The 12,646-nt window shown below is 66.7% G+C and carries 13 protein-coding genes; 5 read left to right on the top strand and 8 right to left on the bottom strand.

The features are described 5' to 3' along the window. Positions 1-522: methyltransferase domain-containing protein (locus QOJ24_RS16005; protein ID WP_526262871.1), on the top strand; the 522-nt coding region annotated here is incomplete at its 5' end. Between the two features lie 3 nt (positions 523-525). Here the strand turns inward: QOJ24_RS16005 and QOJ24_RS16000 are convergent. After that, positions 526-1,284 carry an SOS response-associated peptidase gene (locus tag QOJ24_RS16000; RefSeq protein WP_526262869.1) on the bottom strand — a complete coding sequence of 253 codons (759 nt, stop codon included), beginning with the start codon at positions 1,282-1,284 and terminating at the stop codon, positions 526-528. 44 nt (positions 1,285-1,328) lie between these two features. On the opposite strand from QOJ24_RS16000, the gene aroA reads away from it, so the two are divergent. Further along, positions 1,329-2,621 (top strand): 3-phosphoshikimate 1-carboxyvinyltransferase, encoded by a 1,293-nt coding sequence (aroA, locus tag QOJ24_RS15995; protein WP_526262867.1) that lies wholly within the window; start codon positions 1,329-1,331, stop codon positions 2,619-2,621. 10 nt (positions 2,622-2,631) lie between these two features. Beyond that, positions 2,632-3,624: a ribosome small subunit-dependent GTPase A gene (rsgA, locus tag QOJ24_RS15990; protein WP_526262865.1), complete on the top strand. Its 993-nt coding sequence runs from the start codon at positions 2,632-2,634 to the stop codon at positions 3,622-3,624. Positions 3,625-3,686: 62 nt separating this feature from the next. Here rsgA and QOJ24_RS15985 read toward each other — a convergent pair whose 3' ends face one another. Continuing rightward, entirely contained in the window at positions 3,687-3,920 is a 234-nt protein-coding gene (locus QOJ24_RS15985) for a hypothetical protein (RefSeq protein WP_526262863.1), read from the bottom strand. 213 nt (positions 3,921-4,133) lie between these two features. Here QOJ24_RS15985 and QOJ24_RS15980 point away from each other — a divergent pair, with 213 nt between their 5' ends. Beyond that, positions 4,134-4,982, top strand: a complete 849-nt coding sequence (locus tag QOJ24_RS15980) for an aldo/keto reductase (protein ID WP_526262861.1) — start codon at positions 4,134-4,136, stop codon at positions 4,980-4,982. A gap of 126 nt (positions 4,983-5,108) precedes the next feature. After that, positions 5,109-5,366 (top strand): hypothetical protein, encoded by a 258-nt coding sequence (locus QOJ24_RS15975; RefSeq protein ID WP_526262859.1) that lies wholly within the window; start codon positions 5,109-5,111, stop codon positions 5,364-5,366. A gap of 31 nt (positions 5,367-5,397) precedes the next feature. Here QOJ24_RS15975 and QOJ24_RS15970 read toward each other — a convergent pair whose 3' ends face one another. From QOJ24_RS15970 to QOJ24_RS15945, 6 genes are all read right to left on the bottom strand, one after another. Continuing rightward, positions 5,398-6,048 (bottom strand): TetR/AcrR family transcriptional regulator, encoded by a 651-nt coding sequence (locus QOJ24_RS15970; protein WP_526262857.1) that lies wholly within the window; start codon positions 6,046-6,048, stop codon positions 5,398-5,400. Positions 6,049-6,076: 28 nt separating this feature from the next. Then, positions 6,077-7,360: a fatty acid desaturase family protein gene (locus tag QOJ24_RS15965; RefSeq protein WP_526262855.1), complete on the bottom strand. Its 1,284-nt coding sequence runs from the start codon at positions 7,358-7,360 to the stop codon at positions 6,077-6,079. Between the two features lie 70 nt (positions 7,361-7,430). Beyond that, positions 7,431-8,573 (bottom strand): ferredoxin reductase, encoded by a 1,143-nt coding sequence (locus QOJ24_RS15960; RefSeq protein ID WP_526262853.1) that lies wholly within the window; start codon positions 8,571-8,573, stop codon positions 7,431-7,433. Between the two features lie 43 nt (positions 8,574-8,616). Beyond that, complete coding sequence (locus QOJ24_RS15955) at positions 8,617-9,126, bottom strand: DUF6912 family protein (RefSeq protein WP_526262873.1); 510 nt, start codon at positions 9,124-9,126, stop codon at positions 8,617-8,619. A 7-nt stretch (positions 9,127-9,133) separates the two neighbouring features. Next, the gene (locus QOJ24_RS15950) at positions 9,134-10,867 is read right to left on the bottom strand and encodes a BCCT family transporter (protein WP_526262851.1); all 1,734 of its coding nucleotides are present in this window, start codon (positions 10,865-10,867) and stop codon (positions 9,134-9,136) included. Positions 10,868-10,928: 61 nt separating this feature from the next. Beyond that, positions 10,929-12,338, bottom strand: a complete 1,410-nt coding sequence (locus QOJ24_RS15945; protein ID WP_526262849.1) for a WS/DGAT/MGAT family O-acyltransferase — start codon at positions 12,336-12,338, stop codon at positions 10,929-10,931. Between the last annotated feature and the right edge of the window lie 308 nt (positions 12,339-12,646).

The following is a 12,646-nucleotide window of genomic DNA, read 5'->3' as shown; positions in this document are numbered from 1 at the left end:
TGGGTGACGGCCGACGCTTCGGACACCGGGCTGCCCAGCGGATCATTCGACGCCGCGCTGTCGAACATGGGCATCATCTTCGTCGAGCCCGCCGGCCAGGTCGCCGAGATCGCGCGGCTGCTGCGGCCGGGTGGAGTGCTGGGCTTCTCCTCCTGGGTGCCGGATCGCGACATCCCGTTCTACCGGCCAGTCGTCGCGGTGCTCGGATCACCGCCCGCCTCGGCCTATTCCCCCGATCAGTGGGGAATCGCCGACGTGATCACGGACCGGCTGGCCGCGGACTTCGACGATGTCACCATCGAAACCCGCATGCACACATGGCGATTGGGATCGGTCGACGACGCAATGCATCTGCTGGAGTACGAGTCGCCGATGCACGTCTCGCTGCTCGCCAACCTCGACGACACCAAGCGCGGCGAGCTGCTGGCTGCGTTCGAGGAGGCGATGCGCAACAACGCCGGCGCCGACGGTCAAGTGGCGTTCGACGGCCCCTATGTGGTGGTGACGGCGCGGCGACGCTGACACCTACAGCAGCGTGGCTTGCTCGGGTTGTGCCTCGGCAGGCTCGATCAGCTCGGGGCCATTGTTGCGGACGCTGTTCACCAGCCGTGACACCTCGCGGATCTCGATCCGGTCGAGGTCGCCGTGCCCGCGCAGCAGACCCTCGTCGACCGGTGCGTCGGGGTCGAGCCAGCGATCCCAGTCACTACTGCTGATCGTCAGCGGCATCCGGTCATGGATCTCGGCCAGCGGGCCTGCCGCATCGGTGGTGATGATCGTGGCGCTCAGCAGCGGCGGGCTGTCCTTCGATGCCCCCTTCGGCCGCCACGTCGACCACAGCCCCGCCATGAACAGCGGCTCGCCGTCGGCCCCGTACATGTAGAACGGCGTCTTGTGGCCCTTCTCACCGCGCCACTCGTACCAGCCGTCCATCGGGACCAGGCAGCGCTTGTTCTTCGCCGAGCTTCGGAAGGCGGGCGATGTGGTGATCTTCTCCGCGCGAGCGTTGATCAGCAGTGGGCCCTTGGTGTCCGGGACGCCCTCGGAGGCCTCCTTGGCCCAGGGCGGCACCAGGCCCCACCGCATCCGCCGTAGCCGCCGCGTCGACTCGTCGTCGGGCTCGCTGTGTCGCTTGACGACGGTGCTGATCGTGGTGGTCGGCGCGACGTTGTAGTTCGGCCCGCCCGCGTCCTTGCCCTCGGTGGCCGCATTGCTCTCGTCGATGGCTTGGATCTTCTCGGCCAGCAGCGCCGGATCGGTGGTTACCGCGAATCGCCCGCACATACATTCCATGGTGGCAGAAAGCGGCGACAGGGCAGGATGGAGCCGTGACGGACTGGCAGGCGCCGACGACGACGGGGCCGGTGCACGCCACGGTGACGGTGCCCGGCAGCAAGTCGCAGACCAACCGGGCGCTCGTGCTCGCAGCGCTGGCCACCGCCGAAGGTGCGTCCACGATCAGCGGCGCGCTGCGCAGCCGGGACACCGATCTGATGATCGGTGCGCTGCGCACGCTCGGCGTCGGAGTCGACGGCGACGACTCCGAGCTGACGGTCAGCGGCGGCATCGACCCGTCCGCCGGTGCCACCGTCGACTGCGGCCTTGCGGGCACCGTGCTGCGGTTCGTGCCACCGGTCGCGGCGCTGTCCACCGAGACCGTGGTGTTTGACGGCGATGAACAGGCCCGCGGCCGCCCGATCACGCCGCTGCTGACCGCACTGCGTGGGCTCGGCGTCGACATCGACGGTGACGGCCTTCCGTTCTCGGTGCGCGGTACGGGAGCGGTCGCCGGTGGCCTCGTCGAGATCGACGCCTCGGGGTCGTCGCAGTTCGTCTCCGGGCTGCTCTTGTCCGGTGCGTCCTTCACCGATGGTCTGACGATCGTGCACACCGGCGATTCAGTGCCCTCGGCGCCGCACGTGGCGATGACGGTGGCGATGCTGCGCGATGCGGGCGTGCACGTCGACGACACCCAGGCCAACCGCTGGCGGGTGTCGCCCGGCCCAATCTCGGCACGGCACTGGGTGATCGAGCCGGACCTGTCCAACGCGGTACCGTTCCTCGCGGCAGCGGTCGCGAGCGGAGGGATCGTGCGCATCGCAGGCTGGCCATCGGTGAGCACCCAACCCGCGGACGCCATCCTCGGCATTCTAGAGAAGCTGGGAGCCATTGCGCGGCACAGCAATTCGTATCTCGAGGTGCAGGGCCTCGGAGTCTACGGCGGCTTCGATGTCGACTTGCACGATGTCGGCGAACTGGCACCGGCGGTTGCCGCTCTGGCCGCGCTCGCCTCGCCGGGCTCGGTATCGCAGCTCACCGGGATCGCCCATCTGCGCGGCCACGAAACCGACCGGCTCGCCGCCCTGCGCACCGAGATCAACGGCCTCGGCGGGCATTGCGAGGAGATACCCGACGGCCTCGTCATCACCGCCAGGCTGATGCACGGCGGCGTGTGGCGGTCCTACGCCGATCACCGGATGGCGACGGCCGGTGCGATCGTCGGGCTGCGGACGCCGGGGGTTGAGGTCGAGGACATCGGCACCACCGCGAAGACACTGCCGGATTTCCCGCGGATGTGGGCCGGCATGCTGGCCGGCCAGGCGTCGACGCCAGAGCCTTGAGGTTCGGGGTTTGAGCAGGGAATACGACGAGTCCGACGTCCGGATCCGACCGGGGCGCGGCTCTCGGCCGCGGACCAAGATCCGCCCCGACCACGCCGACGCCCAGGACGGCATGGTGGTCACGGTCGACCGCGGGCGGTGGGGTTGCGCGCTCGGCCGCGACCCCGACCGCGTTGTCTCGGCGATGCGGGCACGTGAGCTGGGCCGGACGTCGATCGTGGTCGGCGACGATGTCGGCCTGGTGGGCGACATCTCCGGGCACACCGACACCCTGGCGCGCATCGTGCGCCGCGGCGATCGTCGAACGGTGTTGCGCCGCACCGCCGACGACACCGATCCCACCGAGCGCGTGGTGGTAGCCAACGCCGACCAACTGCTGGTCGTGGTGGCGCTCGCCGACCCGCCGCCGCGCACCGGCCTTGTGGAACGGACGCTGATCGCCGCATACGCGGGCGGGCTGACGCCGATTCTGTGCCTGACCAAGACCGACCTCGCGCCGCCCGAGCCGTTCGCCGCGCAGTTCGCGGGCCTGGACCTGACGATCGCGATCGCGGGCCGCGACGACCCGCTCGACGCCGTCGCACCGCTGCTGGTCGACAAGGTAACGGTGCTGCTCGGCCACTCCGGCGTCGGGAAGTCCACACTGGTGAATCGACTTGTGCCGCAGGCGGATCGGGCCACCGGCGATGTCTCCGGGGTCGGGAAGGGGCGGCATACCTCGTCGCAGTCGGTGGCGTTACCGCTGGACGGGTCCGGCTGGGTCATCGATACCCCCGGTATCCGGTCATTCGGGCTGGCGCACATCGAGCCGGACGACGTGATGCTGGCCTTCTCCGATTTGGCCGAAGCCATCAAGGACTGCCCCCGCGGCTGCGGCCACCTCGGTCCGCCCGCCGACCCCGAGTGTGCGTTGGACGAGCTGACCGGGCCAGCGGCCGACCGGGTCGCGGCCGCGCGGCGCCTGTTAGCGGCGATGCGAGAAGGGCTGCGAGAAGGCCAGTAACCAGTGCTCGACGCAAGAAGCCCTCACCGATGTCGGGGAGGGCTTCTCTTCGCGAGATCAGATTAGATGCCGTTCTGCGTCTTGATGTGCCAGATGCCGTGGTGATTGTGCCAGCCAGGCTTCTGCGTCGGAGCCGGCTTCGCCTTGACGCTCGGGGCGTAGGAGTAGCCGGGACCGCTGGGACCGTTGGCGATCGCGGCGCTGGCAATGCCTGCCAGGCCTACTGCGGCGCCACCGAGCAGGCTCCCGCCGACGGTCAGCAGGACGAGGTAGCGGGCGAAGACGTTCTTGATCATTTCAATTCTCCTGTGTGAGTGAGCTTTTCGGTGGTCCGCCGGTGTGTTCCGGCCTTGACTCAAGACTGCCGCAGCGGGGCGGCGCTGTATGTCGGGCGATCGGGCCGACCAGCGGGTGAACCGGACGTCCCCCGATCGGTGGACATAAATGGCGGAATGGGCGTGTTTGACCTGATCGAAGACGGGGCAGGCTGACGACGAGGAGGATCAACTGTGAGCGAAGTACCGACCATTGAACTCAACGACGGCGCCGAAATTCCGCAACTCGGATTCGGCGTCTACCAGATCGACCCTGGCGAGACCGCCGGGGCCGTCAGAAAAGCGCTGGAAATCGGCTATCGGCACATCGACACCGCCGAGATGTATCAGAACGAGGCGGGCGTCGGTCAGGGCATCCGCGACTTCGGCATCGACCGCGGGGACGTGTACGTCACGAGCAAGCTCAACAACGGCTTCCACAAGCCCGACGACGCCCGCCGCGCGTTCGACGCGACGTTGTCGGCGCTGGGCTTCGACTACGTGGACCTGTTCCTCATCCACTGGCCGTTGCCGACGCTGTACGACGGCGACTTCGTCTCGACGTGGCAGACGCTGGAGGAGTTCAAGAAGGACGGCCGGGCCCGCAGCATCGGGGTCTCGAACTTCCAGGTGCCGCACCTCGAGCGGTTGGCCAAGGAGACGGACACCGTGCCTGCGGTGAACCAGATCGAGGTGCACCCGTATTTCACCAACGACAACGTGCGCGCCTACGGGCAGAAGCACCGCATCGCCACCGAGGCGTGGTCGCCGATCGCGCAGGGCGCGGTGCTCGACGACCAGGTTGTCCAAGGCATCGCGGACGCGACAGGCAAGTCGCCGGCTCAGGTGGTGCTGCGCTGGCATATCCAACGTGGGGACATCGTGTTCCCGAAGTCGGTGACGCCCGAGCGGATCAGGGAGAACTTCGACATCTTCGACTTCGAGCTGAGCCCCGACGACGCCGACGCGCTCACCGAACTGGACAAAGGCGAGAAGGGCCGCACGGGAGCCAACCCGGACGATTTCGACTACATCCCCGACTGACGCCCCTGCAGTTTGGACTATCTGGTCTCATTTGTAGTGGATATCGGCATTGACTGGGCTGATAACTGGACGATATAGTTCAGTTCGTATTTCCATGTCGTTCTACGCTACGAACAGGACTCCATCATGAAGACAGGCTGGTCGACCCGTCGAGTCGCCGCCTCACTCGGTATCGCTGCCATCATCTCGATGGGAGCGTTGACCGCGTGCGGTAGCGAGGAGAAAGAGGCTCCATCCGAAACGTCAACCACCACAACGACATCCACGTCACCGTCGGCAAGCCCGACGGAGAAGGCGCCGCGGCTCGATCCCAACGGACCGAACCCGTTCTCGCCCGACGTCAAGGCACCGCCTGCGCCGACCGCCCGTCCCGGCGACAACTAGCGCAAGCGCCAGATCGGACCGAGCGGGCCAGTCAACGACTGGCCCGCTCGCTGCTGTCCGGGGCAAAAGACATGATGTGGGCGATTGCGGCGTTGAGTGATGTCTGCATCAGACGCGGGTCGTGCGCAGTCTGGGACAGCAGATAACCGCCCTCGACGGCGGCCAGGAGCCCGGTGGCCAGCGCGGGCGCGTCGATGTCGGTGCCCAGCACGCCGTTGTCGCGCATCCGCTCCAGTGCGGCCGCCAGGATCGCCCGCCACTCGGCGAAATGCTCGGCAAGCGAGGCCCGCGCCTTGTCGTCGGTGTCGGACAGTTCGGCGGCCAGGGACCCGAGCTCACAGCCCCACAGGCCGCGGCGCAGCACGCAGCGCTGCACCATCGCGTCGCGCCATTGATGAAGTCCGCGTAGCGAATCCACCTTCTCCAGCCGCAGCCGCTGCCAGGACAGGATCTCGTCTGCCCGCAAGGTGATGACTTCGTACACCAGCTCCGACTTGTCGTCGAAATGCTGATAGAACTGCGACTTGCTGGTCGCGCTCGCGGCCAGCACCTCGTCGATGGTGGTGCTCGCGACGCCTTGGACGTGCATGATCTCCGCAGCGGCGAGCACAATCCGGTTGCGGGTCGCGACACCGCGGGAGGTCAGCCGTGACCTCGCCCCGCGACTATCTGGCGGCGACACCGCCTAACTGTAACCCGCTGGTCCAGTCTCAGGCTGCCAGGTCGTCGGGAGTGGTCGCTTCCCTTGCCGTGCGCCTGTCGCGTCGCCACTTCCGCACCGTCGCGATCGCGGTTTTCAGACCGCGACGTCGCCCGGTGGTGGGATCGACGACGACGAAGCCGGGCTCCAGCTCGGAGAACATCCGCTCGCTGCGGGTCTCGGGTGCGTCGTCGGCGGTGTCGCGCAGGTAGCGGTCCGGCAGGGACAGCTTGGCGATCGTCCGCCACGTCTTGCCGTACTGCACCAAGAACGATCCCGTCGTGTACGGCAGGTCGTACTTGTCGCACACGTCCTTGACCCGGAGCGAGATCTCGTGGAGCCGGTTGCTCGGCAGGTCCGGATAGAGGTGGTGTTCGATCTGGTAGCACAGGTTGCCGCTCATGAACCGCAGCGCCGGGCCGTTCTCGAAGTTGGCGCTGCCGAGCATCTGCCGCAGATACCACTGACCCTTGGTCTCGCCGACCATGTCGGTCTTGGTGAATTTCTCTGCGCCGTCAGGGAAATGACCGCAGAAGATCACTGCGTTGGACCAGACGTTGCGGATCACGTTGGCGACCGCGTTGGCTTTCAGGGTCGAGGTGAAGCTCGCCCACGGGGACAGCGACGTCAGCGCCGGGTAGGCGATGTAGTCCTTGGCCACCTGATGGCCGGCCTTAACCCCGAACTCCTTCACACGCTTCATGGTGGCGGCGCGGTCGTCGCGTCCCTTGGAGATCTTGCCGAGCTCCAGGTGCTGCAGGCCGACGCCCCACTCGAAGCCGATCGCGAGGATGGTGTTGTAGAGGATGTTGCCGAGGTTGAACGGCTTCCACTTCTGATCCCGTGTGACGCGCAGCGTGCCGTAGCCGACGTCGTCGTCCATGCCGAGGATGTTGGTGTACTTGTGATGCATGAAGTTGTGGGTGAACCGCCAGTGCTTGGACGCCCCGCTCATGTCCCACTCCCACGTCGAGGAGTGGATCTCGGGATCGTTCATCCAGTCCCACTGGCCGTGCATGACGTTGTGGCCGATCTCCATGTTCTCGATGATCTTGGAGAGGCCCAATGTGACGGTCCCTGCCCACCAGGCCGAGCGCTTCGATCCCGCGGCCAGCATCAGTCGGCCCGCCACCTCCAGCGCGCGCTGCGCGGCTATGGTGCGGCGGATGTAGCGCGAGTCCCGCCCGCCGCGGGAGTCCTCGATATCCTGGCGGATGGTGTCCAGCTCGAAAGCGAGGTTTTCGATGTCGGCATCGGTTAAGTGCGCAAATGCCGGAACGTCGGTGATAGCCATCGTTCTGTCCCCTTCCTTTGTACCTACGCTACCGTAACCTACGACTCCGTAGGTTACCAGCCAGTAAACCTTATGCGTCCAGCACGCAATCGCCAGATGCTGCGGAAATGCACGTCTGAACACGGCTTCCCGGTTCGTGTTCTACCCCTGTGCGCAGGTCGCGCACGTGTCCGTCGAGCAGACCGACGACACAGGACTGGCAGATGCCCATCCGGCAGCCGAACGGCATTTGCACACCCGCGCCCTCGCCCGCCTCCATCAGCGGCGTCGCGGCGTCCACGGTCACCGATTTCCCACTGCGGGCGAATTCAACCGTGCCGCCCTGGCCGTGCACCGCCGTGCGGGCGGCCGCGAACCGCTCCTGGTGCAGTTGCTCTTGCAGGCCTGCCGACGACCACAGACCCTCGGCGGCGGTCAGCATGCCCTCGGGCCCGCAGGTCCAGGTCTGGCGGTCCCGCCAGTCGGGCACCTCGTCACCCAGGCGAGAGAAGTCGAGGCGGCCCTGATCGCGCGTCGTGCGCACATGCAGCCGGTATCCGGGGTGACTGCGCTGCAGCTCGGCCAGCTCAGCCGCGAACATCAGGTCGGATTCTGTTGGCGCGGAATGCAAGTGCACGATGTCGGTGATCTGGTCACGCCGCGACAGCGTGCGCAGCATCGACATCACCGGGGTGATACCCGACCCGGCGGTGATGAACAGCACCGAGGCCGGAGCCGGATCGGGCATCGTGAAATTGCCCTTCGGGGCGGCCAGTCGGACGATCGTGCCTGGCGCCACGCCTCCGACGAGGTGCGTCGACAGGAACCCCTCGGGCATCGCCTTGACCGTAATCGTGATGGTTCGGCTCGGAGCCGATGTCACCGGGCTGGATGTCAGCGAGTAGGACCGCCACCGCCAGCGACCGTCCACCAACAGTCCGATGCCGACGTACTGGCCGGGCTGGTAGTCGAAAGAGAAGCCCCACCCGGGCTTGATGACCAACGTCGCGGAGTCGACGGTCTCCTGGCGCACCTCCACCACCCGGCCCCGCAGCTCACGAGCCGACCACAGCGGGTTAGCGAGCTTGAGGTAGTCGTCGGGTAACAGCGGTGTGGTGATCCGTTCCGCGATGGTGCGCAGGGCGTGCCAGCCAGGGTGATCCTTGGTGCCGGCGATCTTCGGCCGGACGGTGTCGGCGACATTGGCCGAGACTTTGATGTTGTTCTTGGCCACCCAACCTACGGTACCGTAACCTACGGACCCGTATCCAGTCGAACTAGAGAAATTCCAGTAGGAACGGCAGTTCCTGGGTGGCGTACCAGGCCAGGTCGTGGTCCTGCGCATCGCCGACGGTCAGCTCGGCATCCTCATCCCCCAGATCGGCTGAGTCGATCGCGTCCATCGCGGCCAGCACGGCCTGCTCGGCGGTCGGATTGTCGACGTAGGCCGCGATTGCGTCGCTGATAGTGACCGGCCCGGACAACCGAACGACGGCGTCGTCGAGGTCGGGCCGGGCGGTTGCGCCGTCTACCTCGGCCACCAGCACCGCGCGCCGCGGCGGGAGGCCCGCCGACGGCTCGTCGGCAGCCCCGGCCAGCAGCCGCAGCGAGGCCAGCGCCGCCTCCCGCAGCGCCACATCGGCGAGCTCCTCGTCATCCCCCTCGGCGTAGGACTCGCGCAGCGTCGGTGTCACCGCGAACGCCGTCCCGTTGACGGCGGTCATCTCCCTCTCGGCGACAAGTCGCTGCAGCATCGCCAGGGTCGCAGGCACATAGACACGCACCAGGGGAAGGTTAGTGGCCCCCGCCCCGATCCTTCTCCACCGAGATCATGAAGTCGTCGCCGTGTTCGGTCACGCCGTGCACGACCGCGCTGTCCACCGCCTCTGCGGCGTATCTGCGACGCACCATCAGCGGGTCCTGCCGCAGATCCTTGACCAGTGCGACCGCCAGCCCCACCATCACCAGCACGAAGGGAAGCGCGGCGATGATGGTGATGGTCTGCAGACCGGTCAGCGCATCCTCGCCGCCGACCAGCAGCATGACCAGCGCGACGGCACCCATCGCCACACCCCAGAAGATGACGGTGCCCCGGCTGGGTTTGATCGTGCCCCGTTCGGACAGCGAACCCATCACGATCGATGCGGCGTCGGCGCCGGACACGAAGAAGATCGCCACCAGCACCATCACCAGCACGCTGGCGATGATCGCAATCGGATACTGGTCCAGCAGGCTGAACAGCTGCGCCTCGATGCTGCCCTCGCCTGCCAGATCGACGCCGTCCTGCTGCACCTTGATCGCCGCGCCGCCGAAGACGCAGAACCACACCAGCGAGACGAGGCTCGGCACCAGCAGCACACCGGTGACGAACTGGCGGATGGTCCGGCCGCGCGAGATCCTGGCGATGAACATGCCGACGAAGGGCGTCCAGGAGATCCACCACGCCCAGTAGAAGATCGTCCAGGATTGCAGCCAGGTGTCGACCTCTGCGCCCTCGGCCCCTGTGCGCGCCGACATCATCGCGATGTCGGAGAAATAGCTGCCCAGCGAGGTGGGCAGAAGGTTGAGGATGAAGATGGTCGGCCCGACCACGAACACGAATGCGGCGAGCAGCACCGCGAGCACCATGTTGATGTTCGACAGCCACTGAATGCCCCTGGCCACACCCGACACCGCCGACAGCACGAACGCGACGGTGAGCACGGTGATGATGACGACCAGCACCGTGTTGCCCGTCTCGCTGATGCCGGCCACGATGTGCAGCCCGCTGCGGATCTGCAGCGCGCCGAGGCCCAGGGAGGCCGCCGAGCCGAACAGGGTGGCAAAAATCGCCAGCATGTCGATGACCTTGCCGCCCGGCCCGTTGGCGCGACTGCCCAGCAGCGGCTCGAAGGCGGCGCTGATCAACTGCATGCGGCCTTTGCGGTAGACGCCGTAGGCGATCGCGAGCCCGACGACCGCATAGATCGCCCACGGGTGCAGCGTCCAGTGAAAGAGCGTGGTGGCCATCGCGGTCTGCACCGCTTCGGTGTTCCCGGCCGGACCTGTGCCGGGCGGCGGGGTCGCGAAGTGAGTCAACGGCTCGGCGACACCGAAGAACATCAGGCCGATGCCCATGCCTGCGCTGAACATCATTGCGACCCATGAGATGGTCCGGAACTCGGGCTCCTCGTCGTCACAGCCCAGCGGGATGCTGCCGAACTTGCCGAGCGCCAGCCACAGCACGAACACCACGAAGCCGGACGCGGTCAGTGCGAACAGCCAGCCCGTGTTGTCCATGATCCAGGTCAGCGCGGACCCCGATGCGCTGGCCAATGTCGCGGTACTGACGAAGCCCCAGACCAGGAACCCGAGCGCGATGATCGCAGTGATGCCGAACACCACCTTGTCGAGCCCGCGGTTGCGGGTGTGCAGTTCGTCGTCAATCGGTACCGCGAAGATCGGGTGCGATCCGGTCTGCCCGTTTGCGGCCGGCGCCGGGGCGGCGGGGTCTTGCGAAGTCTCAGGGGATTCACGGCTGATTGTCATGGTGGATTTATTCGAACGGTGTTGACAGCCTGCGTCAATACCTGGTGACGCAACGATTGCGTTACTGAGCCGCTTCGAGCAGTTCGTCGAGGGATTCGCGCAGCAGCGACGGCAGCACGTCGACGTCGCTCATCGCGTCGCGGTCGGCGTTGATCCCGAAATAGAGCATGCCGTTGTAAGAGGTGACGCCGATCGCCAGCACCTGGCTGTCCAGTAGCGGAGGCACCGCATAGGTCTCGAGCAGCTTGGCGCCTGCGATGTACATCTGCCTCTGGGCACCAGGCACATTGGTGATCAGCAGGTTGAACTGCCGGGCCGGAAAGGTCGTCGCCACCCGAATTCCCATGGCGTGCAAGGTCGGTGGCGCAAAACCGGACAGCGTGACGATGGTTCTTGCGTCGACGAGGCTGGCCGCCGTCGAATGCGATTCGGTCATGTGCGCGACCTGGGATAGCCGCACCACCGCATTGCCCTCCCCGACAGGCAGGTCGACGAGAAACGGCGAGACCTCGCTGATCGCCTGACCCGGTCCAGCCGAATCGATCTCGGCGTCCGGATACACCGACATCGGCGCCATCGCCCGCACGGTGCTGGTCGGTGCCACCGGTTCGCCGCGCGACAGCAGCCAGTTGCGCAGCGCACCTGCGATCACCGCGAGCACCACGTCGTTGACGTCGCAGTCGTAGCGGGCGCGCAGGCTGCGGTAATCCTCCAGCTTGGCGCTGGCGACGGTGAACCGGCGGTTGCGCGACACCTTCGAGTTCAGCGGGCTGGACGGCGCGCTGCCCCTGACGAAGGTCCGTGCCGCCGCACTGAACCGGCGGCCCACCTCGAGCAGCTGCCCGGAGTTGGTGGCCACGCCCGTGACCGCCGTACGGACGGCGGCCAGCTGGGCGGTGGGCCGGGCGATCCACTCGCCGATCGCCCCCAACAGAAGCTGCTCGTCGCTCGGCTCGCGGGCCGGGATCCAGATGTCTTCGCCGAACGTGGGCGGCTTCTGTGTGCGGTCGGCGATCACGTGCCCGATCTCCAGCGCCGTCATCCCGTTGACCAGCGATTGGTGCGATTTCGTGTAGATCGCCAGACGGTTACCGGCCAGTCCCTCGACCAGATACATCTCCCACAACGGCCGCGTCTTGTCCAGCGCGCGAGACCCCAGCCTCGCCACCAGCTCGTGCAGCTGCGCGTCGCTGCCCGGGGACGGCAGCGCAGACCTGCGGATGTGGTAGGTGATGTCGAAGTCGCGGTCGTCGACCCACACCGGTCGGGCCAGCCCGAGAGTCACCTCGCGCACCTTCTGCCGGTATCGCGGGATCTGGGGCAGACGCTGTTCGACCGTCTCGAGAAGGCTGTCGTAGCTCAGCCCGTTGCGGGATTTGCGGAGTATCGACAGCGAGGACACATACATCGGGGTCGACGAGTTCTCCAGGCCGAAAAAAGACGCGTCAGTCGCCGACAACCTGGTCACCATATTCGGCGCTACCCTTCCCTAGCTGACGTCCTGCTCACCGAACCCCCCGACACGGTAACCGCCAATTCTGCAGGTGCGCATCACGGGTGCGTTCTGGCCCCGCAAACCATGGGATCATGGACAGGTCTGTTCCTCTCCAGCAGGCACCGCTCGCAGTCCTGCAAAAAGAATCGCTGGAGAGGTCCGTTGACCGCATCGCAGATCCCCTTCGAGCCGGGCGCGTTCACCGCCCCCGTCGTCGACTACGAACCACCGCCGTACGACGTCACGGCCGGACCCCCGCTCAATGTCGCCGGCAGCCCGGCTCC

Source organism: Mycobacterium sp., from assembly GCF_032159775.1.
Taxonomy (GTDB): Bacteria; Actinomycetota; Actinomycetes; order Mycobacteriales; family Mycobacteriaceae; genus Mycobacterium.
Note: the sequence above shows the minus strand (reverse complement) of the source record. Positions and strands in the feature narration are given on the sequence as shown.